At 63.3% G+C, this 24,647-nt stretch carries 23 protein-coding genes and 1 pseudogene; 9 read left to right on the forward strand and 15 right to left on the reverse strand.

Features of this window, described 5'->3' with window-relative positions:
• Nucleotides 1-2: 2 nt before the first annotated feature.
• The 3 genes from ABE528_RS16265 (at nucleotide 3) to ABE528_RS16275 (ending at nucleotide 5,453) form a co-directional block, all read left to right on the forward strand.
• Nucleotides 3-1,100: a DUF1513 domain-containing protein gene (locus tag ABE528_RS16265; protein ID WP_346653533.1), complete on the forward strand. Its 1,098-nt coding sequence runs from the start codon at nucleotides 3-5 to the stop codon at nucleotides 1,098-1,100.
• A gap of 146 nt (nucleotides 1,101-1,246) precedes the next feature.
• On the forward strand, nucleotides 1,247-2,395 hold the full coding sequence (locus tag ABE528_RS16270) for an efflux RND transporter periplasmic adaptor subunit (RefSeq protein WP_346653510.1): 1,149 nt from the start codon (nucleotides 1,247-1,249) through the stop codon (nucleotides 2,393-2,395).
• Nucleotides 2,396-2,408: 13 nt separating this feature from the next.
• Entirely contained in the window at nucleotides 2,409-5,453 is a 3,045-nt protein-coding gene (locus tag ABE528_RS16275; RefSeq protein WP_152954731.1) for a multidrug efflux RND transporter permease subunit, read from the forward strand.
• A 61-nt stretch (nucleotides 5,454-5,514) separates the two neighbouring features.
• Here the strand turns inward: ABE528_RS16275 and ABE528_RS16280 are convergent, their stop codons facing one another.
• The 5 genes from ABE528_RS16280 to colR form a co-directional block, all read right to left on the reverse strand.
• A complete protein-coding gene (locus ABE528_RS16280) occupies nucleotides 5,515-5,736 on the reverse strand; it encodes a hypothetical protein (RefSeq protein ID WP_152954733.1) in 222 nt (73 codons plus the stop codon).
• A complete protein-coding gene (locus tag ABE528_RS16285) occupies nucleotides 5,733-6,434 on the reverse strand; it encodes a lipopolysaccharide kinase InaA family protein (RefSeq protein WP_152954735.1) in 702 nt (233 codons plus the stop codon). The genes ABE528_RS16280 and ABE528_RS16285 overlap by 4 nt, the downstream gene beginning before the upstream one ends.
• Nucleotides 6,435-6,440: 6 nt before the next feature.
• Nucleotides 6,441-7,121, reverse strand: a complete 681-nt coding sequence (locus ABE528_RS16290) for a class I SAM-dependent methyltransferase (RefSeq protein ID WP_152954738.1) — start codon at nucleotides 7,119-7,121, stop codon at nucleotides 6,441-6,443.
• 107 nt (nucleotides 7,122-7,228) lie between these two features.
• Complete coding sequence (locus ABE528_RS16295; protein ID WP_152954740.1) at nucleotides 7,229-8,530, reverse strand: HAMP domain-containing sensor histidine kinase; 1,302 nt, start codon at nucleotides 8,528-8,530, stop codon at nucleotides 7,229-7,231.
• On the reverse strand, nucleotides 8,520-9,203 hold the full coding sequence (colR, locus tag ABE528_RS16300; protein ID WP_346653511.1) for a two-component system response regulator ColR: 684 nt from the start codon (nucleotides 9,201-9,203) through the stop codon (nucleotides 8,520-8,522). Before colR ends, ABE528_RS16295 begins: the two co-directional genes overlap by 11 nt.
• Nucleotides 9,204-9,383: 180 nt before the next feature.
• On the opposite strand from colR, the gene ABE528_RS16305 reads away from it, so the two are divergent.
• Nucleotides 9,384-10,112 carry a phosphatase PAP2 family protein gene (locus ABE528_RS16305; RefSeq protein WP_152954742.1) on the forward strand — a complete coding sequence of 243 codons (729 nt, stop codon included), beginning with the start codon at nucleotides 9,384-9,386 and terminating at the stop codon, nucleotides 10,110-10,112.
• Nucleotides 10,113-10,183: 71 nt separating this feature from the next.
• Here the strand turns inward: ABE528_RS16305 and groL are convergent, their stop codons facing one another.
• The 5 genes from groL to ABE528_RS16330 all read right to left on the reverse strand — a co-directional run bounded on the left by groL (nucleotide 10,184) and on the right by ABE528_RS16330 (nucleotide 14,781).
• Nucleotides 10,184-11,827 carry a chaperonin GroEL gene (gene groL, locus ABE528_RS16310; protein ID WP_152954744.1) on the reverse strand — a complete coding sequence of 548 codons (1,644 nt, stop codon included), beginning with the start codon at nucleotides 11,825-11,827 and terminating at the stop codon, nucleotides 10,184-10,186.
• Nucleotides 11,828-11,876: 49 nt separating this feature from the next.
• The gene (locus tag ABE528_RS16315; RefSeq protein WP_152954746.1) at nucleotides 11,877-12,170 is read right to left on the reverse strand and encodes a co-chaperone GroES; all 294 of its coding nucleotides are present in this window, start codon (nucleotides 12,168-12,170) and stop codon (nucleotides 11,877-11,879) included.
• Nucleotides 12,171-12,421: 251 nt separating this feature from the next.
• On the reverse strand, nucleotides 12,422-12,883 hold the full coding sequence (locus tag ABE528_RS16320; RefSeq protein ID WP_152954748.1) for an FxsA family protein: 462 nt from the start codon (nucleotides 12,881-12,883) through the stop codon (nucleotides 12,422-12,424).
• Between the two features lie 67 nt (nucleotides 12,884-12,950).
• Entirely contained in the window at nucleotides 12,951-13,682 is a 732-nt protein-coding gene (locus ABE528_RS16325) for a HugZ family protein (protein WP_346653512.1), read from the reverse strand.
• Between the two features lie 91 nt (nucleotides 13,683-13,773).
• Nucleotides 13,774-14,781, reverse strand: coding sequence for a DUF481 domain-containing protein (locus ABE528_RS16330; RefSeq protein ID WP_152954750.1), 1,008 nt, complete (start codon nucleotides 14,779-14,781; stop codon nucleotides 13,774-13,776).
• 153 nt (nucleotides 14,782-14,934) lie between these two features.
• On the opposite strand from ABE528_RS16330, the gene ABE528_RS16335 reads away from it, so the two are divergent.
• Nucleotides 14,935-15,288 carry an MGMT family protein gene (locus tag ABE528_RS16335; protein ID WP_346653513.1) on the forward strand — a complete coding sequence of 118 codons (354 nt, stop codon included), beginning with the start codon at nucleotides 14,935-14,937 and terminating at the stop codon, nucleotides 15,286-15,288.
• A 43-nt stretch (nucleotides 15,289-15,331) separates the two neighbouring features.
• Nucleotides 15,332-16,879, forward strand: a complete 1,548-nt coding sequence (locus ABE528_RS16340; RefSeq protein WP_152954754.1) for an AmpG family muropeptide MFS transporter — start codon at nucleotides 15,332-15,334, stop codon at nucleotides 16,877-16,879.
• 70 nt (nucleotides 16,880-16,949) lie between these two features.
• Here ABE528_RS16340 and ABE528_RS16345 read toward each other — a convergent pair whose 3' ends face one another.
• The 3 genes from ABE528_RS16345 to ABE528_RS16355 form a co-directional block, all read right to left on the reverse strand.
• Nucleotides 16,950-18,194: an MFS transporter gene (locus tag ABE528_RS16345; RefSeq protein ID WP_346653514.1), complete on the reverse strand. Its 1,245-nt coding sequence runs from the start codon at nucleotides 18,192-18,194 to the stop codon at nucleotides 16,950-16,952.
• 122 nt (nucleotides 18,195-18,316) lie between these two features.
• A complete protein-coding gene (locus tag ABE528_RS16350; RefSeq protein ID WP_152954758.1) occupies nucleotides 18,317-19,159 on the reverse strand; it encodes a mechanosensitive ion channel family protein in 843 nt (280 codons plus the stop codon).
• Between the two features lie 116 nt (nucleotides 19,160-19,275).
• Nucleotides 19,276-19,761 (reverse strand): YajQ family cyclic di-GMP-binding protein, encoded by a 486-nt coding sequence (locus tag ABE528_RS16355; protein ID WP_152954761.1) that lies wholly within the window; start codon nucleotides 19,759-19,761, stop codon nucleotides 19,276-19,278.
• 102 nt (nucleotides 19,762-19,863) lie between these two features.
• Between ABE528_RS16355 and ABE528_RS16360 the strand changes: the two genes are divergently transcribed.
• From ABE528_RS16360 to ABE528_RS16370, 3 genes are read left to right on the forward strand one after another with little or no spacing between them, the layout of a single operon-like run.
• Entirely contained in the window at nucleotides 19,864-20,781 is a 918-nt protein-coding gene (locus tag ABE528_RS16360; RefSeq protein ID WP_346653515.1) for a putative 2-dehydropantoate 2-reductase, read from the forward strand.
• Between the two features lie 30 nt (nucleotides 20,782-20,811).
• A complete protein-coding gene (locus ABE528_RS16365) occupies nucleotides 20,812-22,842 on the forward strand; it encodes an ATP-binding protein (protein ID WP_152954765.1) in 2,031 nt (676 codons plus the stop codon).
• Between the two features lies 1 nt (nucleotide 22,843).
• A complete protein-coding gene (locus tag ABE528_RS16370) occupies nucleotides 22,844-23,410 on the forward strand; it encodes a cob(I)yrinic acid a,c-diamide adenosyltransferase (protein ID WP_346653516.1) in 567 nt (188 codons plus the stop codon).
• Nucleotides 23,411-23,442: 32 nt separating this feature from the next.
• Here ABE528_RS16370 and ABE528_RS16375 read toward each other — a convergent pair whose 3' ends face one another.
• Nucleotides 23,443-24,387, reverse strand: coding sequence for a Nudix family hydrolase (locus tag ABE528_RS16375; protein ID WP_152954769.1), 945 nt, complete (start codon nucleotides 24,385-24,387; stop codon nucleotides 23,443-23,445).
• Nucleotides 24,384-24,542: pseudogene (locus tag ABE528_RS16380) on the reverse strand (glutathione S-transferase); the annotation flags it as partial. The gene ABE528_RS16375 and the pseudogene ABE528_RS16380, both read right to left, overlap by 4 nt.
• Nucleotides 24,543-24,647: the final 105 nt, after the last annotated feature.

A 24,647-nucleotide genomic window follows, 5' to 3' on the forward strand; every position in this document is an offset into this window, starting at 1 on the left:
TGATGCTGCGACGCCAGGCTCTCAAACTCGGTAGCGTATTGCTCAGCGCCCTGACCCTGGGCGGCTGGAGCCTATTTCGCAACAAAGGCAGCGAACCCTTGCTGCTGTCGGCGCGTGACGATGGCGACGGCAAGCACTATGCGGTCGGGTTCCGCCTGGATGGCACCCAGGTGTTCAGCACCCAGGTCGCCCAGCGTTGCCATGCCATCATCAACCACCCCGAGCTGCCGATCGCCCTGTTCGTCGCCCGCCGCCCCGGTACCGAAAGCTACCTGGTCGACCTGCGCGACGGGCGCCTGCTGCAGACCGTCACCTCGCAACCGAACCGGCACTTCTATGGCCATGCGGTGATCCACCAGGGTGGCGAATGGCTGTATGCCACCGAGAACGACACCACCGACCCAGGCCGTGGCGTGCTCGGCGTGTACCGCTTCGAGGGTGAACGCCTGGTGCATACCGGCGAGATCCCGACCCACGGCATCGGCCCCCATGAAGTGGCCTGGCTGCCGGACGGCGAAACCCTGGTCGTGGCCAACGGTGGCATCCGCACCGAGGCCGAGAGCCGGGTCGAGATGAACCTCGATGCCATGGAGCCGAGCCTGGTGCTGATGCAGCGCGACGGCACCCTGCTGAGCAAGGAGACCCTAGCCCAGCAGATGAACAGTGTGCGCCACCTGGCGGTAGGCGACGATGGCACCATCGCTGCCTGCCAGCAGTTCATGGGTGCTGCCGACGAAACTGCCGAGCTGCTGGCGATCAAACGCCCGGGCGAGCCGTTCAAGGCCTTCCCGGTGCCGGAGCGCCAGCTGCAATCGATGGCCCAGTACACCGCCAGCGTTGCCATCCACAGCGACCTGCGCCTGGTGGCACTGACTGCGCCGCGGGCCAACCGCCTGTTCGTCTGGGACCTGGACAGCGGCGCGGTGAAGCTCGATGCACCGATGCCCGACTGCGCCGGGGTCGGGGCGGTCAAGGATGGTTTTGTCGTCACCTCGGGCCAGGGGCGTTGCCGCTTCTACGATTGCCGCAAGGCCGAACCGATCGGGCAACCGATGGACCTGCCGTCCGGGTTCTGGGACAACCACCTGCACCTGGTCTGAAGGCCCATTCGCGGGTTTACCCGCGAAGAGGCCGGCTCAGGCAATCCTCTCCCCCTTCTGCAATACTTCTCTGATCCGCACGTGGGCAGGATCGCCCGTTGTCGTGTCTGAACGAATAACAATCACGCATCCAAGGAACCGGACTTATGCTACGCCGCCGCATGCTCATCATGTTGGCTGTCGTTCTGTTGATCGTGTTGGCCCTGGGGGGCTACAAGGGCTTCTCGATCTACCAGCAGATCCAGATGTTCTCCGCGCCCAGGCCGCCCATCACCGTTGCGGCCGCCCCGGCCGAACAACGCCTGTGGCAAGAACGCCTGCCCGCCGTCGGCAGCCTCAAGGCCCTGCAAGGCGTTGAGCTGAGCCTGGAAGTGGAAGGCATCGTCAAAGCCTTGTACTTCGACTCCGGGCAGAAGGTCAAAGCCGGGCAACCGCTGCTGCAGCTCAACGACGACCAGGAAACCGCCCTGCTCGGCACTGCCCAGGCCGACCTGGGGCTGGCCAAGGTCGACTTCGGTCGCGGCAGCCAGCTGGTCGGCGATGCCGCCATCTCCCGCGGCGAGTTCGACCGCCTGTCCTCCCAGTACCGGCGCAATCAGGCAGTGGTCGAACAGCTCAAGGCGCAGAAAATCAAGAAAAGCATCAACGCGCCGTTCAGTGGCACCATCGGCATTCGGCAGGTGGACATCGGCCAGTACCTGGCCGCCGGCACGGTGATCGCCACCTTGCAGGACCTGTCCAGCCTGTACGTCGACTTCAACGTCCCGGAACAGGCATTGCCGCACCTGAGACTGGGCCAGCAGGTGCTGGTGCAGGTGGCCGCCTACCCCGGCCAGACCTTCCCGGCCAGCCTCAGCGCGATCAACCCCAAGGTCGATGAGAACACGCGCAACCTGCTGGTGCGCGCGACCCTGGCCAACCCGGACGACAAGCTGCTGCCAGGCATGTTCGCCAACCTGCTGATCCTGCTACCCGACCCGCAGCCCCAGGTGGTCGTGCCGGAAAGTGCCATTACCTACACCCTCTACGGCAACTCGGTGTACGTCGCCACGCCGAAGAAGGACAAGGACGGCAACCCGGAAAACGACGATCAGGGCCAGCCGCAGCTCAGCGCCGAACAGCGCACCGTACAGACCGGCGAGCGCCGCGATGGCGTGGTGGTGGTCAGCAAGGGCCTCAAGGCCGGGGAGCAAGTGGTCACCGCCGGGCAGCTCAAGCTGACGCCAGGTGCGGCCATCCGCATTGGCCAGGACAGCGCGCTAAAGCCCGAACAGGGCGCCCCGCGCACCGACTGAGCAGGAGGCAGGCATGGCGTTCACCGACCCGTTCATCCGCCGCCCGGTGCTGGCCAGCGTGGTCAGCCTGCTGATCCTGCTGCTCGGCTTCCAGGCCTGGAACAAGCTGCAGATCCGCCAATACCCGAAAATGGAAAACGCCCTGATCACGGTGACCACCGCCTACCCCGGGGCCAACGCCGAGACCATCCAGGGCTACATCACCCAGCCGCTGCAACAGAGCCTGGCCAGTGCCGAAGGCATCGACTACATGACCTCGGTCAGCCGCCAGAACTTCTCGGTGATTTCCATCTACGCGCGCGTCGGCGCCGACAGCGACCGTCTGTTCACCGAGCTGCTGGCCAAGGCCAACGAGGTGCGCAACCAGCTGCCGCAGAACGCCGAAGACCCGGTCCTGAGCAAAGAGGCCGCCGACGCCTCGGCACTGATGTACATCAGCTTCTACAGCAAGGAGATGAGCAACCCGCAGATCACCGATTACCTGTCGCGGGTGATCCAGCCCAAGCTTGCTACCTTGCCAGGCATGGCCGAGGCGGAAATCCTCGGCAACCAGGTGTTCGCCATGCGCATCTGGATCGACCCGGTGAAGCTGGCAGGTTTCGGCCTGTCGGCCACCGACGTCACGGATGCCGTGCGCCGCTACAACTTCCTCTCCGCTGCCGGTGAAGTAAAAGGCGAGTACGTCGTCACCAGCATCAACGCCAGCACCGAGCTGAAATCGGCCGAAGCCTTTGCTGCGCTGCCGCTCAAGGTGTCCGGTGACAGCCGCGTGCTGCTGGGTGACGTGGCGCGCGTGGAGATGGGCGCGGAAAACTACGACACGGTCAGCTCGTTCGATGGCACGCCATCGGTCTACATCGGCATCAAGGCCACCCCGGCGGCCAACCCGCTGGACGTGATCAAGGAAGTGCGGCGCATCATGCCCGAGCTGGAAAGCCAGCTGCCGTCGGCGCTGAAGGTATCGATCGCCTACGACGCCACGCTGTTCATCCAGGCCTCCATCGACGAAGTGATCAAGACCCTCGGCGAAGCGGTGCTGATCGTCATCGTGGTGGTGTTCCTGTTCCTTGGTGCCCTGCGCTCGGTACTGATCCCGGTGGTGACCATTCCGCTGTCGATGATCGGCGTGCTGTTCTTCATGCAGATGATGGGCTACTCGCTGAACCTGCTGACGCTGCTGGCGATGGTGCTGGCCATCGGCCTGGTGGTGGACGATGCCATCGTGGTGGTGGAAAACATTCACCGGCACATGGAGGAAGGCAAGTCACCCTTCGATGCGGCCCTGGAAGGCGCGCGGGAAATCGCCATGCCGGTGGTGTCGATGACCATCACCCTGGCGGCGGTATACGCCCCCATCGGTTTTCTTACCGGGCTTACCGGTGCACTGTTCAAGGAATTTGCCCTGACCTTGGCCGGGGCAGTGGTGATATCCGGCATCGTCGCCCTGACCCTGTCGCCGATGATGTGCGCCCTGCTGCTGCGCCAGGAGCAGAACCCCAGCGGCCTGGCCCATAGGCTCGACGTGCTGTTCGAAGGCCTCAAGGTGCGTTACCAGCGCCTGCTGCACGCCACCCTCGACAGCCGCCCGGTGGTGCTGGTGTTCGCCGTGATCATCCTGTGCCTGATCCCGGTGCTGCTCAAGTTCACCCAGAACGAGCTGGCACCCAACGAGGACCAGGGTGTGATCTTCATGATGAGCAGCTCGCCACAGCCGGCCAACCTCGACTACCTGAACGCCTACACCGACCAGTTCACGCCGCTGTTCAAGCGCTTCCCCGAGTACTACTCGTCGTTCCAGATCAACGGTTTCAACGGCGTACAGAGCGGCATCGGTGGCTTCCTGCTCAAGCCCTGGAACGAACGCCAGCGCACGCAGATGGAGCTGCTACCGCTGGTGCAGGCCAAGCTGGAGCAGGTAGCCGGGCTGCAGATCTTCGGTTTCAACCTGCCGTCGCTGCCGGGTACCGGCGAAGGCCTGCCGTTCCAGTTCGTGATCAACACTGCGGGTGACTACCCTGCCCTGCTGGAAGTCGCTCAGCGGGTCAAGAAACGGGCACAGGAATCGGGCAAGTTCGCCTTCCTCGACATCGACCTCGCGTTCGACAAACCCGAGGTGGTCGTCGACATCGACCGGGCCAAGGCGGCGCAGATGGGCGTATCCATGGATACGCTGGGCAGCACCCTGGCCACCTTGCTGGGCGAGGCGGAAATCAACCGTTTCACCCTCGAGGGCCGCAGCTACAAGGTGATTGCCCAGGTCGAGCGGCCCTATCGGGACAACGCCGGCTGGCTGAACAACTACTACGTGAAAAACGAGCAAGGGCAGCTGCTGCCCTTGTCGACACTGATCACCCTCAGTGACCGCGCCCGCCCCCGCCAGCTCAACCAGTTCCAGCAGCTGAACTCGGCGATCATCCAGGGGGTGCCGATGGTCAGTATCGGCGAGGCGTTGCAGACGGTGCGCGACATCGCCCGGGAAGAAGCACCGGAGGGCTTTGCCTTCGACTATGCCGGGACGGCGCGCCAGTACGTGCAAGAGGGCAGCGCCCTGTGGGTGACCTTCGGCCTGGCACTGGCGATCATCTTCCTGGTACTGGCCGCGCAATTCGAAAGCTTCCGCGACCCGCTGGTGATTCTGGTGACCGTGCCCTTGTCGATCTGTGGCGCGCTGCTACCGCTGTTCCTGGGCATTTCCAGCATGAACATCTACACCCAGGTAGGGCTGGTGACGCTGATCGGCCTGATCAGCAAGCACGGCATCCTGATCGTCGAGTTCGCCAACCAGTTGCGCGAGGAAAAGGGCTTGAGCGCGCGCCAGGCCATCGAGGAAGCGGCCGCCATTCGCCTGCGGCCGGTGCTGATGACCACGGCGGCGATGGTGTTCGGCATGGTGCCGCTGATCCTGGCGACCGGGGCCGGCGCGGTGAGCCGGTTTGATATCGGCACGGTGATTGCCACCGGGATGTCGATCGGGACCTTGTTTACCCTGTTCGTGCTGCCGTGCATCTACACCTTGCTGGCACACAAATCGGCTGCCAAGGAAACGGTTGCAGCCTGATCAGACTGTCCCAAAAACAAAGGCCTCGCGTTTGCGAGGCCTTCATCTTGCTCAAGCTGTATCAGCCAAACGGCCGTAGCCCCTGGCGCATGCCGAAGAGGAACAACAGCAGGTCCTGGTCCGGTTCGGCCTTGTTCTGCTGTGCCTTGACCTCATGCGGCACCGCACACTGGCCTGCCTTGCTGAATACCACAGGCCGCGGCTCTTCCCAGGCAGCTACCGCCGCCGTGGTCACAGCCAACCCAGCCACCAGGAACAAAGCTCGAGCTATTTCTAGTTTCATCGCCCTAACCCTTTGACAGCGCTGCCAAACGCCATCTGGTAAAAATAGAGCAGCGTTTGCCATTCCGTGTCATTTAGCGACGAGTGGCGGCGCAGCTGGCGCAGGTCGTTACCCGCAGCGCGCTGACAGCTGATGCGTCGTCGGCACTTTTCCAGGTCCAGGAGTGCTACCTCGACACGGGCCTGCTCACCCTCGCCGATGACCTTGATAAAGACGTGCTTGCCATACAGGCAGCCATGCTGCCAATGCCCCAGGTGCATGCGCGCCAGGTTGTCGGCCAGGTCCTTGAGCATGCGTTCATGCACGACTTGTGGATAGCGCTCGCGCGCGCCTTCGGCGTGCCACGTGTCGAGCTCGACAAAGCCATCCAGCGCCTCGCTGACCAGCAACGCGCGCCATTGGTGCTCGGGATCACGCTCGGCACCACAAAACACGATGCGCGGCACACGCACACCCAGTTGCTCGAAGCTGTTCAGTGCATCGAGCTCGCGCAATACGGTCGGCCTGCCGAATGGGTGCAACAGGCTGCGATAGATGTGGCCGACCTGACGCTTGGCATACAGCACCTTGCCGTTGCCATCGCTCAGCCGTTGCACACCACTTTCACCACCGCGCCGCTGGTTGGGTTCCTCGACCCATTCGCCCTGCTGGCGCCAGTAATAATCGAACCGCGACTCCCCATTTTGGGCTACAGCCATCAAACACTACCCCTTACGCAATACATATACCCGCCACATGGCATAGAACGGCAGGAAGTCGAGGTGTTCCTGGATTCTGAAGCCGGCGGCCTTGAATTCTGCTTCGACCGTTTCTGCTGGTAACACGAAACGGTTCTGATAGCTGCCCTGTTCGGCCTTGGCACTGCGCTTTTTCTCGAGTTTCTGGCGGCGCCAGGCCTTGAAGTTACCGTCCACCCACAATGACAGGATTACACTGTCACGGCTAACCCTTTGAAACTCGTCAAGAATGGTCTTGCGGTGAGCCGCTTCGCCAATATGGTGGAACAGCCGCATGCAGAAGATGCTGTCGACCGAATTATCCGGCAAATCGATCGCGAAAGCAGATGTCTGCAAAGGCCGTACCCGCGCCACCACTTCTGGCGGTTGGGCGGCACAGGCGGTCTGGATCATCGCTTCAGAATTGTCGGCACCGATGATTACCCGGTTCGGCTTTTCCGCCAGCAGCGGCCAGAAACGGCCTGCGCCGCAGGGCAGGTCGAGGACCAGACCCGGTTCTCCGGCCAACGCCAAGGCACGACGGGCCAGTTGCTCGTCACGCTGGTGGGACAGGCGTCGAGCCAGCCCATCCTGGTGTTTGAGGAAGTACTCCTTGGCATGTTGCTGGTCGTACTTCTCGGAAAATTCGAGTTTGATCGGGCTGCGCATCGAGTGGCTCCTGTCTCCAATGCGCATACCTTAGGTAACGAATCGTAGGAAACAGGTCATGCCAATGTGAAAATAATGTCATCAAACTGCAGGAATGTTTCATCTTATTACTGAGTGGGATCGGTCTTCTCCGCGCTCTGGCTCAGGTCTACCTGGAAGCGACAGCCATGCGGTGCCGTCGAAGTCAGTGTCACCCGCCAGCCCTGGTCATCGCAGATCCGCTGCACCAGCGACAGGCCCAGGCCCAGGCCCTCGCCACGCCGCTCCTCGCCACGCACGAAGGGCTGGAACATCGCCTCGCGCTTCTCCTCCGGGATACCCACGCCACTGTCTTCGACACTGAAACCGTTGAGCTCCAGGCTCAGGCGGATGTAACCGCTATCGGTGTAATGCGCAGCGTTGCGCAGCAAGTTGCCCATCACCGAGTGCAGGAAGGTGGCGTTGTACAGCAATGGGCCTGCACTGGCCTGGCCATCGAAATAGAGTGCCAGGCCCTTCTGCTCGATGGTATCGCGCCACACCCCGACCAGGTCGTCGGCGACTTCGCGCAGGGTTGCCTGGGATGCCACCGCACCCTGGTCGCGCTGGGCGCGGGCGAGCATCAGGAAGGTCTTGACCAGCTCGCGCATCTCTTCAGTGGCACGGGCGATGCGCTCCACCTGGCTGCGCGCGCGGGTATCCAGATTGGGGTTTTCCATCAGCAGTTCGCACGAGGTGGCCAGCACCATCAGCGGTGTACGCAGCTCATGGCTGACATCGCTGGTGAACAAGCGTTCGCGGGTCAGCGCATCGCGCAGCCGGCCCAGGGTGTCGTCGAACGCCACCGCCAACTGGCCGACCTCATCGGCCGCGTAGTCCGGTGCCAGCGGTGGCGCCAGGCCAAGCAACTGATCGCGATGACGAACCTGTCGCGCCAGGCGGATGACCGGTGCCATCACCCTGCGCGCCAGCAGCCAGCCAAGCACCACCGCCAGCACCAGGCTGAGCACGAAGCCCACCACCACAACGGCAAACAGCACGCGCTCGCGCTCTTCGAAGTCGCTCTGGTCCTGCAGCAGCACATAGCGTCGACCGTCGACGATCTCGACCATCGCGTGGTAGGACAGCTGGTCGCGAAACACCTCATGGAAGCCGACATCGAGGTGGCGCAGGTCCTTGGGCAGCTCGAAATCATCGCGCCCGCCACTGAAGTAGAACAGCTGGTCAGGCCGTGGCCGGTGGCTCCAGTCACTGACGCTGTCCATGCGCAGCAGGCGCTGTAGGTCGCCACCAAGCACCGATGAAATCAGGCGCTCCTCGACCAGGTGCACGGTGGCGACGATACCGAAGGCGAAGGCGCCGGCCACCAGCGCGCTCATCAACGCAAAGGCGATGATGATGCGCTGGGCAAGGCTTTGCTTAAACTCCATCGCGGCCCTCGGCGAGGCGATAGCCGACGCCATGGACGGTATGCAGCAGGGGTTTTTCGAACGGTTTGTCGATCACCTGGCGCAGCTGGTGCACATGGCTGCGCAGGCTGTCGCTGTCGGGGCAGTCATCGCCCCACAGGGCTTCTTCCAGCACCTCGCGGCGCAGCACGTGCGGGCTTTTCTGCATCAGTACGGCCAGCAGCTTGAGGCCGACCGGGTTGAGTTTGAGCAGGCGGCCCTGGCGGGTCACTTCGAGGGTATCGAGGTCGTAGCTCAGGTCCGCAACCTGCAGGGTACGGCGCCCGCCGCCCTGAGCCCGGCGCAGCACCGCTTCGATGCGCGCGGCCAATTCAGACAGGGCAAAGGGTTTGAGCAGGTAATCATCGGCACCGGAGCGGAAGCCCTGCAGGCGATCGTCCAGTTGGTCGCGGGCCGTGAGCATGATCACCGGGGTATCACGGCGGGCATCCTCGCGCAGGCGCTTGCACAGGGTATAGCCATCGAGACCGGGCAGCATGATGTCGAGCACGATCAGGTCGTAATGCTCGGTGGCGGCCAGGTGCAGGCCCGAGAGGCCGTCCTGGGCGCAGTCGACGGTGTAGCCTTTCATGCCCAGGTAATCGGCAAGGTTGGCAAGAATATCGCGGTTGTCTTCAACCAAAAGAATACGCATCGGGTTCTCCTGTGCGGCGCTTCGCTAGGGTGCGCGGCAGGCGCAGCTTAAGGCCATCGCCGGTACTGTGCCAGCCCCAGGGCAAATTCAGCGAACTTGACAGTTTTTTCACTGATCCTTCACGGACAGAGGATAGCGGGCGCACGACAATGCCCGGTCTTTTTACCCCCTGGAGTCGTCATGCAACAACGCACTCGTCCGCGTCCGATCAACCTCTGGCTGTACCTGGGCATTCCACTGGCTGTCGCTGCGGCCCTGCTCCTGCTGGAACTGACCTCGGTCGACATGGACGTCGCCAACCTGTTCTTCGACCCCGCCGCCGGGCAGTTCATCGGCCGTCACAGTTACCTGTTGGAAACCGTCATGCATGACCGGGTCAAGCAAGGCGTGATCCTGCTCGGGCTGATTTCGCTGGGCGCGTTCGCCTCGAGCTTCTTCTGGAAGCGCCTGTTCGGCTGGCGCCGCGAGCTGGGTTGCCTGGTGCTGGCGCTGGGGCTGTCGACGGCCTTCGTCACGCCGTTGAAGAAGGTGACCCAGGTGCAATGCCCGTGGAGCCTGACCCAGTTCGGCGGCAAGGAAACCTACAGCGAACTGCTGCAGCATCGCCCGGCCACCGACAAGCCGGGGCTGTGCTGGCCGGGCGGGCATGCGGCCACCGGGTTCTGCCTGTTCGGCCTGTTCTTCATGCTGCGTGACCGCCGGCCGAAGCTGGCGCGGGTGGCGTTCGCGGTGGCCCTGGTGGCCGGCTCGGCGCTGGGGCTGGGGCGGATGCTGCAGGGCGCGCACTTCCTGTCACATAACCTGTGGACGGCGGTGTTCTGCTGGTTGATCGGCCTGGGCTCGTATTACCTGGTGCTGTATCGCAAGGGCATCGTCGAGGCGTCAGCCGTCGAGCAGCGCGTCGCCTGATAGAGTGGCTGCTAAACGAAAAAGCCCCGCACTAGGCGGGGCTTTTTCTTGGTGCAGGGGGTAAGGCTGGCTTACATCATGCCGCCCATGCCACCCATGCCGCCCATGTCTGGCATGCCGCCGCCAGCTGGAGCTTCGCTCGGGGCATCAGCAATCATGGCTTCGGTGGTGATCATCAGACCGCCGATCGAAGCTGCGGCTTGCAGAGCCGAACGAGTGACCTTGGCTGGGTCGAGGATACCCATCTCGATCATGTCGCCGTATTCGCCGGTAGCGGCGTTGTAGCCGAAGTTGCCCGAACCTTGCTTGACCTTGTCAGCAACAACGCTTGGCTCGTCGCCGGCGTTGGCAGTGATCTGGCGCAGCGGAGATTCAACAGCGCGACGCAGCAGGGCGATACCGACGTTCTGGTCTTCGTTGTCGCCTTTGAGGTCAACGATGGCAGCCAGGGCGCGAACCAGGGCCACACCACCGCCAGGCACCACGCCTTCTTCGACGGCTGCACGGGTAGCGTGCAGGGCGTCTTCAACGCGGGCTTTCTTCTCTTTCATTTCAACTTCGGTGCCAGCACCGACCTTGATCACGGCAACACCGCCAGCCAGCTTGGCCAGACGCTCTTGCAGCTTCTCACGGTCGTAGTCCGAAGAGGTTTCTTCGATCTGGGCACGGATCTGCTTGACGCGTGCTTCGATGTCGGCGTCAACGCCAGCACCGTCGATGATGGTGGTGTTTTCCTTGGACAGGATGACGCGCTTGGCGTTACCCAGGTGCTCCAGGGTGGTGGTTTCCAGGGTCAGGCCGATTTCTTCGGAGATGACCTGGCCGCCGGTCAGGACGGCGATGTCCTGCAGCATGGCCTTGCGGCGGTCGCCGAAGCCCGGTGCCTTGACCGCAGCAACCTTGACGATGCCGCGCATGTTGTTGACCACCAGGGTAGCCAGGGCTTCGCCTTCAACGTCTTCGGCAACGATCAGCAGTGGACGGCCGGCCTTGGCAACGGCTTCCAGAACTGGCAGCAGCTCACGGATGTTGGAGATTTTCTTGTCAACCAGCAGCAGCAGCGGGCCTTCCAGCTCGGCTACCATGGTGTCTGGCTTGTTGATGAAGTACGGCGACAGGTAGCCACGGTCGAACTGCATGCCTTCTACGACGGACAGTTCGTTTTCCAGGCCCGAGCCTTCTTCAACGGTGATCACGCCTTCTTTACCGACTTTTTCCATGGCTTCGGCGATGATTTCACCGATGGAGCTGTCGGAGTTGGCGGAGATGGTGCCTACCTGGGCGATGGCCTTGGAGTCGGCGCATGGCTTGGACAGGTTCTTCAGCTCGGCGACAACGGCGGCGGTGGCCTTGTCAATGCCGCGCTTCAGGTCCATCGGGTTCATGCCGGCAGCGACGGCTTTCAGGCCTTCGTTGACGATGGCCTGAGCCAGAACGGTAGCGGTGGTGGTGCCGTCACCGGCAGCGTCGTTGGCCTTGGAAGCAACTTCCTTGACCAGCTGGGCGCCCATGTTTTCGAAGGCGTCTTTCAGCTCGATTTCTTTGGCGACGGAAACGCCGTCCTTGGTGATGGTCGGAGCGCCGAAGCTCTTGGCCAGCACTACGTTACGGCCTTTCGGGCCGAGGGTCGCTTTTACCGCGTCAGCCAGAACGTTGACACCAACCAGCATTTTCTTACGAGCGGAATCGCCGAATTTTACGTCTTTAGCAGCCATGATCGTTTAATCCTTGAAAATCTTTGGAGTAACGGGAAGTCGGGGAAAATCAGCCTTCTACAACGGCGAGGATTTCGTTCTCGGCCATGACCAGCAGGTCTTCGCCATCGACTTTCACGGTGTTGCTGCCCGAGTAAGGGCCGAAAACCACTTTGTCACCGACTTTAACGGCCAGCGCACGGACTTCGCCGTTTTCCAGAACGCGACCGGTGCCAACAGCAACGACTTCGCCGCGGTTTGGTTTTTCAGCGGCCGAACCCGGCAGGACGATACCGCCAGCGGTTTTCGATTCTTCTTCGCTGCGACGGATGACTACGCGGTCATGCAGAGGACGAAGCTTCATTGTCGATCTCTCCCAAATAGTGGTTTTCATCGGCCGGTACGAAACCGGCGGGTTAATGCAATCCGGCGTTGCCGGGGGTGGCCCGCAAAGGGCGAACCACCTGTGTCATGACTGGTGTTGCCACCAGAAACCTTGCGGTGACCACATACATGAGGCCGCCATATTCAATTACAAGGCTTGATATGCAAAATTTTTCAGCCGGTTGAAAAAGACCGGGGCCGCTTTTGCGGCCCCGGGGGTTACAGGTCTGACTATTTGTCGCGGCGCTCGTACTCGCCTTCGATCACGTTCGGGCGATGGCCGCTATCACGCGGCTGCGCCTGGAACGGGTCGTCCTGGAACGCGCGCTGGCGCAGGGTCTGGGCTTCAGCGCGTTCGCGCATCTTGCGCGCCGCCAGATGGCGGGTGAACGGCAGCAGGCACAGCAGGCCCAGCACGTCACTGATGAAGCCTGGCAGCAGCAGCAAACCGCCACCCACGGCCAGCATCAGGCCCTGGAACATGTCCTCGGCGGGCAGTTCGCCACGCTGCAGGCTTTCACGGGCACGCAAGGCCGTGGCGAGGCCCGCCACACGGACCACCAGCACACCCAGGGCGGAACCGGCGATGATCAGCAGCAACGCCGGGAAGAAACCGATGGCGCCCGCAACCTTGACGAAGACGAACAGCTCCAGCACCGGAAACAGTAGAAACAGCAGTAGAAAAGCACGCATCAAAGCATTCCTCGTCGGAAGAGACCCTTCCTGTAAGACCTACAGATGGATGCGTGCGCTCAAGATTTCAAGCCTCGCCTTCAGTCGCAGTCGGCCATTGGTCGGCGCGCGCCAGCAGAACCAGGGCTTCGCGGACTTGTGTCGGCGTGTTGCAAGGAGCTGGGAAAGGTAACCAATAGATGCCTTGGCCGATGCGCAGGTGCATGCCTTCGCTGTCGATGCCGACCATCTGCGCCGGTACGCTACGCGGCAGGTCGCTCAGGTCGACGTAATGGGCGATGGCATTGGCATGGTCGCTGTTCATGTGCTCGATCATGCTCGACTCGGCCTTGCCCGCAAAGGGATTGGCCAGGGTTACCTGGTCGAGCCAGTGGATCGCACCGAAACCGCCGATGTAGCGATGGCGCACCGGCTGCAAGACCCAGAAGTCGAAATCATGGGCCTTGTGGTAGTTGGCGGCATCGGGGAAGAAGCGGTAGTAGCGCTCGGCCGCCGCCTCGATGGTGGCCTCCTCGACCAGCTTGTGCGCCTCGGCCATGACCGTCAGGCGGCCGACGGCCTGCACGTCCTCGGCCTCACGCTCACCCACCAGCAGCGAGCACTTGGGGTCCTTGAGCAGGTTGTGGGTGTGCTGGGCGATGCGGCTGATCAGGATCAGCGGGTTGCCCTCGGCATCCAGGCAGTACGGCACCACCGAACCGAACGGGAAGCCGGGCATGGATTTGGAATGGGTCGAAAGTACGCCGCGGTATTCCTTGAGCAGCAGCTCCCGGGCGGGGCGGATGGCGTTGGTACTCACTGAAGGCGGCTCCTGGATGCGAACTGGATGAGTGACAAGATAAGCATTATCACATCCAGTGCCAATGGGGCCGCTCTGCGGCCCCGGCGATCTACCAGGTCACACCGAAGCCGGCGGTGTAACGGGTCTTGTCCAAGTCGCTGTCGCGCGTCCCGGTGATGATGTCCTTCTCCGCCTTGAGGTTGAGCGAGGCCCATTCGGTGACCTTGTAGCGCAGCCCCACCTCGGCATCCAGCGCGTAGTCGGCTACGCCACCCAGCGGTTTGGCGAACTCGCCATTGGTGAACAGCTGGACGTTCTTGCCGATCAGGTAGCGGGTGTAGTCCCACTTCACCGCCGCCGAGTAGAAGTTGTCCTTGGCACCGTCCTGGTATTCGAAGTCGGTACGGTTGATCAGCGAGCCCAGCGAGAACGCGCCCAGCTCATCGTCCCAGAACTGGTAGCCAGGGCCGGTACCGACCGTGCGCTGGCGGGACAGGTCTTCGATGCGGTCGCGCTTGTACTCCATGCGCCCCTGCCAGAACCACTTCTCGGTGATGAAGCGGTCGAGCGCGTACTCGGCGCTCCAGTTGTCGGTGGTGGTGACGTCGTCCTTGGATTCGCGGTTGTACTCGCCTTCGGCATTGTGCCGCCAGCGGCCGTGGCGGGCGGTGGTCTTGAAGTCGATGTCGTAGTCGTCGCTGTCGGTCTCGGCGCGCTTGTAGTCCATGGCCACGTCGACATTGCCCTTCCAGATGAAGTCCTCAACCAACGGTTTGGGCTTCATGATCTGCTGGACACTGGCCAGGTCGACCGTCTTTGGCGCATCGCCATTGGCCAGAGTCACCTTGCCCGGCTCGGCGGCCTTGAGCGACTTGGCCTTCTCGCCGCTGTAGGCGTCCTGCTTGACTAGCAGTTCCTGGTCGCTTTCCAGGGTCTGGACCTGTTTCCAGTCCAGCGAGATCGAGCCGCCATACGGGGTTTCCAGCAACAACTTGCCACCGTCGAATACACGGATCTTGCCGCTGAGCCGATCGCCGTTCTTCATCCACACGGTGTCGGCGAACGCCGGGGCGGCACTCAGGGCGGTCAACAGGCAAAGCAAGGATCTAGAATACATAAGCGCGCTACAGGTTCGATTTGACGAAAAAAGCCGGGCATTATCCAGATACCAACGACCAGAGCAAGGACAGACCCAGGAGCATGCCGTTGAGTTCAACTCTCATTTGCCGCGACCATTCATCCGGTTTCATCCCAGCCCAGGGCTGCCCTGATGTCTGAGGGTCATGAGCACACGCTGGCATCGCCCGAAGCCCGACGAACGGCGCTGTATTCGGTGCTTGGCCAGGTCCCCGAGGGCAAGGTGGTCAGTTACGGCGAGCTCGCCGAGCTGGCGGGACTTGGCCGGGCGGCACGCTGGGTCGGGCGCACCCTTGGGCAGTTGCCCGCCGATACGCGCCTGCCCTGGCACCGGGTACTCGGCGCTGGCGGGCGGCTGAGCCTGACGCAGGGCACCCCTTCGGGCGATGAACAGCGCGCCAGACTGCGCGCAGAGGGTGTGAATGTGGCCAATAATCGTGTGGATATGACGCGCCATGGCTGGCGCCCAATGGAGCACAGCGGTTAGAGTGCGCGCTTTGTTTTCGAAAATTTGAGGCAGATGTTGGCCCATGCCCCGTAAAACCTGGCGCGCTGCGCTCGCTGCCTATGCCAGCCCGTCAACCTTGGTACTTTTGCTGCTGGGCTTCGCCGCCGGCCTGCCCTACATGCTGGTGTTCTCGACCCTGTCGGTGTGGCTGCGCGAAGCTGGCGTGGCCCGTGAAACCATTGGCTACGCCAGCCTGATCGGCCTGGCCTATGCCTTCAAATGGGTCTGGTCACCCCTGCTCGACCAGTGGCGCCTGCCGCTGCTTGGCGGCCTCGGGCGCCGGCGCTCGTGGCTGTTGCTGTCGCAATCGCTGGTGGTGATCGGCCTGGTCGGCATGAGCCTGTGCGACCCGCAGCAGCACCTTTCCTGGCTGATCGCCCTGGCGGTGCTGGTGGCCTTTGCCTCGGCCACCCAGGACATCGCCGTCGATGCCTATCGCCTGGAGATTGCCGACGACCAGCGCCAGGCGGCCCTCGCGGCCAGCTACATGGCCGGTTACCGGGTTGCCGCCCTGCTCGCGACCGCAGGTGCACTGTTCTTCGCCGAATGGTTCGGTTCCACTGGCTTCAGCTACCTGCACAAGGCCTGGGCCGGCACCTACGTGCTGTTCGGCGTGATGATGCTGCCAGCGCTGTTCACCACCCTGGTGATGCGTGAGCCACCGGTACCGTTGCGCACCCAGTTGTCGGCTGCGCGCTATGGCCTGATGCACCAGATGGCCTCGGTGTTCGTGCTGATCATCCTGCTGGTGTCAGTACCGGCCAGCTTCACCCAGATGTTCAACACCGGCTGGTCGAGCGTCATTTCCGGCGCTGCGACGCCACTCGACCTGCTGCTCGAAGACCGTGCCTTCCTGCGCCTGATCCTCTACGTGCTGCTGACCTGGGCCTGCCTTTCGAGCATGGGCCGGCGTGGCCTGGCCCCGGTGCTGACACCGGTGCACGACTTCATCGCCCGCTACCGCTGGCAGGCGCTGCTGCTGCTGGGGCTGATCGCCACCTATCGCATGTCGGACACGGTCATGGGCGTGATGGCCAACGTGTTCTACATCGACATGGGCTTCACCAAGGACCAGATCGCCAGCGTCAGCAAGGTCTTCGGCCTGATCATGACCCTGGTCGGTGCCGGCGTCGGCGGCTTGCTGATCGTACGGTTCGGCATCCTGCCGATCCTGTTCATCGGCGGCGCAGCCTCGGCGGCCACCAACATCCTGTTCCTGATGCTGGCCGACATGGGGCCTAACCTGGAAATGCTGGTGGTGACCATTTCGCTGGACAACTTCAGCTCGGGCCTGGCCACCTCGGCGTTCGTCGCCTATTTGTCGAGCCTGACCAACCTGAAGTTCTCGGCCACGCAGTATGCGCTGCTCAGCTCGATCATGCTGTTGCTGCCGCGCCTGATCGGCGGCTATTCAGGGGTGATGGTGGAGAAGTACGGGTATCACGATTTCTTCCTGATCACTGCACTGTTGGGTGTGCCCACGCTGATCCTGATCGCGCTGCACTGGCGCCAGGAAGTGAGCCGGGGAAAGCAGGTGCCGGTGGATAATCCGGCGACCGAGCAGCCCTGATAGCGTTCTACAGCCTGTACTGACCTCTTCGCGGGTTCACCCGCGAAGAGGTCAGTACATCCAACAGAATTTATTGAGCGACAGCCCCTTCCCCAGGCCGCCCGCCTACCACGAACCACAAAGGCCACAGCGCCAAGGCACCCGCCACACCTGCTGCCAGGGCAAAGTGCAGCAAGCTCTCCCCTGCCCCGATCATCGCCAATACCGCACCACCCAGCCCCAGCAAGGCAATGGTGATCATCCCCAGCATCGCCGATACCAACCCCTTGCTCTGCTCGCTGGCGAACAGCGTCATGCGGTACAGCACCGCATTGGCCACGCCCAGCCCCAACGCATACAGCGACATGCCGGCGACCACACTGGTTACCGTCGGCCACAGCCAAGTCGCCAGCACCATCAGGCACAGGCCGGCCAGGTACGGCCCCAGCGCGCCGCGCACAAGGGCCGGCAGCGGGTAACGGTCGGCGATCCGGTTGATGATCAGGTTACCCAGGATCAGCCCGCCGAACACCGGCAACTGCCAAAGCGCATATTCCATCGTGCTCAGCCCCTCATCGTGGATCAGCAGCACTGGCGAAAGGCCGATCCAGCCAATCAGCGGCAGGCCGACCAGGCCCAACGCGGCACTGCCGGCGACGAACTTGCGGTTGGCCAGCAGCTGGCCGTAACCGGCAAGCAGCGGCAGCAGGTGGATTGGGGTAAACGGCAGGCGTGAGCCATCACGACGCTCCACACCGAGGGTTTCCGGCATCAGCCGATGCAGCAGCAGCCAGCACAGCACTGCTCCGACGGCGAAGGCCAGGAACAGCCAGCGCCAGTCCAGCCACTGCAGCATGAGGGTCCCGACCAGCGGCCCGAGCAACGGCGACAGCAAGGCGATATTGGCCAGCAACGCCATCATGCGCACCGCGTCCGCTTCGCTGAACGACTCGTTCAGCGCTGGGTAGCTGACCGTCACCACGAAGCCCAGGCCGATGCCCTGCAGCAGGCGCAGCAGGTTGAACAGGCCAATGTCCTGCACCCAGTAGGTGGCCAGGCAGGCAACGCCGAAGAACGCGCAGCCGGCCAGCAGCAGCGGGCGGCGACCATAGCGGTCGGCCAGCGGGCCGATCAGCCATTGCAGCACCACGCCACCGAGCAGGTACAGGTTGAGCGCGTGGGGAATGTACTCGGGGCTGGCGTTCAGCTGCTCGACCACCACCGGCATGGCCGGCATCACGGCGTCGCTGGCCAGGTAGGTGAGCAGCTCGAACAGGGCCAGGGTCAGGCCGAACAGCAGGGCCCGAAGAGGCGTGATGTAGAGCAGTGGTTTCATGATGGCGTATCGGGTGCAGGCAGGAGGGGACAGGCTATATGCCAGAAATGGCGAGGGATTGCTGTGAACAAGTGTAAGGGGGCTGAAAAGACTGGGGCCGCTTTCGCGGCCCCGGTCTGGCATCACTGCGCTGCAGTTTCCTGCACCACGCGGATCACCCGCTGCGGGAACGGAATGTCGATCCCTTCGGCCTTCAACCGGTCACGGGCATGCTCGTTGAGCATGAACATCACGTCCCAGTAATCGGAGGTCTTGGTCCACAGACGCAGCGACACGGTGATCGAGCTGTCACCCAGGGTCGAGACGACCGCCTGCGGAGCAGGGTCCGCCAGCACGCGCGGGTCCTGAGCCAGCTCCAGCAGCACCTGGCGGGCCTTCTGCAGGTCGGCCTCATAGTCCACGCCCACATCGAACACCACCTTGCGCGTCGGCTGGCGGTTGGTATTGGTAATGATGCCGTTGGACAGGGCACCGTTGGGCATGATCACCGTCTTGTTGTCACCGGTACGCAGCACGGTGTGGAAGATCTGGATGCTGTCGACGGTACCCGACACACCCTGCGCTTCGATCCAGTCACCGATGCGGAACGGGCGGAACATCAGGATCAGCACACCACCCGCGAAGTTCGCCAGGCTGCCCTGCAAGGCCAGGCCGATGGCCAGGCCGGCGGCACCGATGGCGGCGACGAACGAAGTGGTCTCGATGCCGATCATCGACGCCACGCTGACGAACAGCAGCACTTTCAGCACGATGTTCGACAAGGTGCTGATGAAGCCTTGCAGCGCCAGGTCGGCGTTACGCAGCCCAACCAGTTTGCCCAGGCGGGCGCTGACCTTGTTGATGATCCACCAGCCGACAGCCAGGGTCAGCAGTGCCAGCAGAAAGCGGCTGCCGTATTCCATGATCAAGGGGACCCAGGTCTGCGATTGGCGGACCAGCTGATCGACTTCAGCGTTCAAATCCATGTATTCATCTCCTGATGCCGAGCGGCACGTACACAGTAAAGCGGGCCGCGGGTCTGACAGCGGCCATGGCCCCCATGGACATCATTACGCCATCGAGGTTCCGCACAACCCTGCGATCAGTCGCGGAAGTTGTTGAACTGGATCGGCATGTCGAATTCCTTGGTGCGCAGCAGGGCAATGGCTTCCTGCAGGTCGTCGCGCTTCTTGCCGGTGACCCGCACCTGCTCGCCCTGGATGGCGGCCTGGACCTTGAGCTTGCCGTCCTTGATGGTGGCGACGATCTTCTTGGCCAGGTCCTTGTCGATGCCTTCGCGGAACTTGGCTTCCTGTTTCTTTTCCTTGCCCGAGGCGTACGGGTCCTTGGTTTCCAGGCACTTGACGTCGATCTTGCGCTTGACCAGCGCCAGGCGCAGGATTTCCATCATGGCTTCGAGCTGGAACTCTTCCTCGGCGGTCAGCACCACGGTCTGCTCCTTGTCCTTGAACTCGAAGCTGCCCTTGCCCTTGAGGTCATAGCGGCGATCAAGGTCCTTGATGGCGTTGTCGACCGCGTTCTGCACTTCGTGCTTGTCCAGTTCCGATACCACGTCGAACGAAGGCATGGGTAATCTCCATAAAATAAACGCGCGCTCAGTCTGAACATGGAGCGCGTCGGTGTTAGCGGGTTAAAATGCGGGCTCATTATAACGGGTTGCGAAACGCAGATGAGCAGCACCTGGCATATTCTCGGCGCCGGTAGCCTCGGCAGCCTCTGGGCCTGCCGCCTGGCACGCGCTGGCAAGGCAGTACGCCTGATCCTGCGTGATGCGCAGCGCCTGCAGGCCTACCAGCAGGCCGGCGGCCTGACCCTGCTCGAACAGGAGCAAACCCGGCTCTACGCCATCCCGGCCGAAACGGCCGAGTCCGGCGGGCCGATCCATCGCCTGCTGGTGGCCTGCAAGGCCTACGATGCCGCCCCCGCCATCGCCCGCCTGGCACCGCGCCTGGCGGAGGGCGCGGAAATCGTGCTGCTGCAGAACGGCCTGGGCAGCCAGGACGAAGTCGCCGACCAGGTCCCCCTCGCCCGCTGCATCTTCGCCTCCAGCACCGAAGGCGCATTCCGTGAGGACGACTGGCGGGTGCGCTTCGCCGGGCATGGCTTCAACTGGCTGGGGGACCCGGCCAACCCCACTGTCCCCGAATGGTTCGATGACCTGAATGACGCCGGCATCCCGGGCGAATGGACTGTCGATATCCTTACCCGCCTGTGGCGCAAGCTGGCGCTCAACTGCGCCATCAACCCGCTGACCGTGCTGCACGATTGCCAGAACGGCGGTTTGCTCGGGCATCTCGACGAGGTCGAGGTATTGAGCACGGAACTGGCCGAACTGCTGCGCCGTTGCGGCCAGCCCGAAGCGGCGGCCGATCTGGACGAGGAAGTGCAACGGGTGATCCTGGCCACCGCAGCCAACTACTCTTCCATGTACCAGGACGTGCGCGCTGGCCGGCGTACCGAGGTGCACTACCTGCTGGGCCACGCCTGCCGGGCAGCCGAGCGCCACGGCATGGTGCTGCCACGGCTGGAACACCTGCACCAGCGCCTGGTCGATAACCTGCGAGCGCGTGGTTTACCCAGCGCCTGACGTCAACCCAATACGGACATTGCCTTGCCCATGAGCCTGCGCCAACGCCTGGAAAACCTCCCGGTCGGGCAGAAACTGCTGGCAGCCCTGCTGGTGCTGCTGGTGACCATCCTGCTGGTCGCCAACCTGACCTTCATCAGCGCCGCCTACTGGATCACCCAGGAGAGCATGGCGCCGCAGGCATTGCAGACCATCGGCAAGCTGGTGGCCAACCCGCAACTGTCGGCCCGTGCCGGCGACTCGGCCGAGACTGCCACGGCACTGCTCAAGGAGCTGGACAGCTACACCCCGCTACGCGCCGCCGCCATCTACGGCGGCGACGGCAGCATGCTGGCCCAGTTGCAGCACGGCGAACCACTGGCCCTGCCCAAGCGCTACCGCAACATCGACGGCTGGCGCCTCATGGAGTTTCGCAGCACCCAGCTGATCCGCATCCCGCGTGACGCCAGCCCACCGGCGCACCTGCTGCTGGTGGCCAGCAGTGAACTGCCCACGGCGTTCTACACCGGCACGCTCAGTGCCAGCCTGGCGATCCTGGTATTCAGCATCCTGCTGTGGATGATCATCGCCCGACAGATCAAGCGCCTGATCACCCAGCCGATCAACCAGCTCGAAGAACTCAGCCGCCAGGTCACCCGCGAAGAAAGCTATGCCTTGCGCGCCACCCGTGGCAACGACGACGAGATCGGCAGCCTGGCCGAAGCCTTCAACACCATGCTTTCGCGTATCGAGGCCCGCGAGCAGCAGCTCAAGCGCACTCGCGACGAATTCCAGACGGCCTACGACCAGGCACAGGGCCTGGCCGAGGAAACCCGTCACACCAATCGCAAGCTGGAGCTGGAAGTCCAGGTGCGCAGCAAGATCGAGAAGAAGCTCACCGGTTTTCAGAATTACCTCAACAGCATCATCGACTCCATGCCCTCGGCGCTGATCGCCCTCGATGAGCAGCTTTACGTCACCCAATGGAACCACGAAGCCACGGTGCTCTCCGGCACGCCGCTGGACGAAGCGCTGAACCAGCCGATATTCATCGCCTTCGAACCGCTCAAGCCGTTCCTGCCGCAACTCAAGGAAAGCGTCGAAAAGCACCGGGTGGCGAAGATCGAGCGGGTCACCTGGCCCAAGGGCGACGACCTGCGCCATTACGCCCTGACCTTCTACCCGCTGATGGGCGGCGGCGGCCGCGGCGTGGTCATCCGTATCGACGACATCACCCAGCGCCTGTCGCTGGAAGAAATGATGGTGCAGTCCGAGAAGATGCTCTCGGTCGGCGGCCTCGCAGCCGGCATGGCCCACGAAATCAACAACCCGCTGGGCGCGATCCTGCACAACGTGCAGAACATCCGCCGGCGCCTGTCGCCGGATCTGCCGCGCAACCAGGAGCAGGCGAGCGAGCTGGGCATCGACCTGGCCAGCGTCAACCGCTACCTGGACAACCGCGAAGTGCCGCAACTGCTCGACGGCATCCAGCAGGCCGGCGCACGCGCCGCCAAGATCGTCACCCACATGCTCAGCTTCAGCCGCCGCAGCAACCGCCTGCTGGTACCTTGCGAACTGCCGGCGTTGATCGACCAGGCCGTGGAAATTGCCAGCAACGACTTCGACCTGACCATCGGCTTCGACTTCAAGGGCCAGGCCATCGTCCGCCAGTTCGACCCCAACCTCGGCCCGGTGCCCTGTACCGCCAACGAGCTGGAGCAGGTGCTGTTGAACCTGCTGAAGAACGCCGCCCAGGCCATCCACCAGCGGCCACAGCCCAGCGAGCCAGGGCGCATCATCCTGCGCACCAAACTCAACCCGCCGTGGGCCGAGATCCAGGTCGAGGACAACGGTGTGGGCATGCCCGAAACCGTGCGCAAACGCACCTTCGAGCCGTTCTTCACCACCAAGGAAATTGGCCAGGGTACCGGACTCGGGCTCTCGGTTTCGTACTTCATCATCACCAACAACCACAAGGGGCAGATGGAAGTGCAGTCCACGCCCGGCCAGGGCACCTGCTTCACCCTGCGCCTGCCCCTCGGCCAGCCGCCAGCGGCCGCGCCGACCCACACGGAGGCATGACATGGGCTATCGCCTGTCGAAGATCTACACCCGCACTGGCGACAAGGGCGAAACCGGCCTGGGCGACGGGCGACGGGTGCCCAAGGACCATCCACGGGTCGAAGCGATCGGTGAGGTGGACAGCCTCAACAGCCAGCTCGGGGTGCTGCTGGCCGGCCTGGATGACCACAAGCTGGATGAGGTGAGCAACGTTCTGGCGCCTTGCCAGCATCGCTTGTTCGACCTTGGCGGCGAGTTGGCGATGCCCAGCTATCAGGCCTTGAACCAGGCCGAGGTGGAGCGCCTGGAGGCGGCGATCGATGTATGGAACGAGGAACTGGGGCCGCTGCAGAACTTCATTCTGCCCAGTGGTTCGGCACTGGTGGCGCAGGCCCATGTGTGCCGTAGCCTGGCGCGCAGTGCCGAGCGGCGGTGTCAGCAGTTGAATGCGCTGGAGCCGTTGGCGGGGGTTGGGTTGGCTTATATCAACCGGCTGTCCGATCTGCTGTTTGTGGCAGCGCGGATCATCGGGCGGCGGCAGGGGGTTGCGGAGGTTTTGTGGCAGCCTGCGCAACAGCCTAAGGGCTGATAGCGCCGGGGCCGCAAAGCGGCCCCGGATACTCAGGCCTCAGGCCAGAACGCTCGAATCCCAGCAACACCTTGGGCCCCGGCTTCCCAGGCCTTCTCCCGCTCACCCGGCCCAACCCCACCCAGCAGGTAAACCGGCTGGTTGAAGCCGGTAATCAGCCGCTGCGCCTCATCCCACCCCAACGGCACCGCCTCGGGATGGGTCTGGGTCGCCTGCACCGGCGACAGGGTGATGAAATCCACCCCCATCTGCTCGGCCAGCGCCAGCTCTTCGGCACTGTGGCACGACGCCGCCAGCCAGCGCTCAGTGGGGAACGGGCGGCCTTTGGCTGCGTATTTGCGCAGCTGCGCGGCGGTCAGGTGCCAGCCGGCCGACGGGAAGTCGCCCAGCCACTCCAGCGGCCCCTTGAGCATCAGCTGCGCCTTGCCGGCGCACAGGCCGACCGCGTCCACCGCCACATCGCGATACTTGGGGTCGTACATGTCCGGGGCGCGCAGCTGGATCAGGCGAATACCGTTGGCCACGGCCTTCTGGATACCCTTGAGCAGCTGCGGCACTTCCAGGCCATCCGGCGTGATCAGGTACTGATCCGGCAAGCGCGCAGCCGCGACGATCGGCTTGTTGGCTTCAGGGAATTGGTACTGTGCCAGCTCCCGGGGTGCGACCCAGGCCAGCGGCTGGCCTTCGGCGCCATGGGGCTCACCGGTGAACGCATCGACCTCGCGGACATCCAGCAGCACCTGTTTGTCCGGGTAGTCGTGGCTGACCTTGATCAGTGGCCGCGAACGGGTCACTTCGATGCCCAGCTCTTCGCGCAGTTCGCGGGCCAAGGCCGCTTCGACGCCTTCGCCCTCTTCCACCTTGCCGCCGGGGAATTCCCACAGGCCACCCTGATGCTGGGTATCGGCGCGGCGCGCAATCAGAATGCGCCCGTCATTGCCGCGAATCACCGCGGCTACTACATGAATACGTTTCAACCTGCACGCTCCGCCAGGCCAGCTTGCTGCCAGGCCTTGAAGGCCGGCCACTGGTAAAGGGTTTCGATATAGCTGGCAGCCTTGGCGGGCACTTCCACGCGGTAGGTCCGCAGGCGCACCGCCACCGGGGCGAAGAAGGCATCGGCCAGGGCGACGCACAGCGACCAGGAGGAATACAGCTTGTCGCCGATGATCTGGTGATAGCTCATGGTTCGGCTCCATGTTTTTGGGGAATTTGGGGCTGCTTTGCAGCCCCTTTA

Source organism: Pseudomonas sp. TWI628, from assembly GCF_039673865.1.
In the GTDB taxonomy this organism is placed as follows: domain Bacteria; phylum Pseudomonadota; class Gammaproteobacteria; order Pseudomonadales; family Pseudomonadaceae; genus Aquipseudomonas.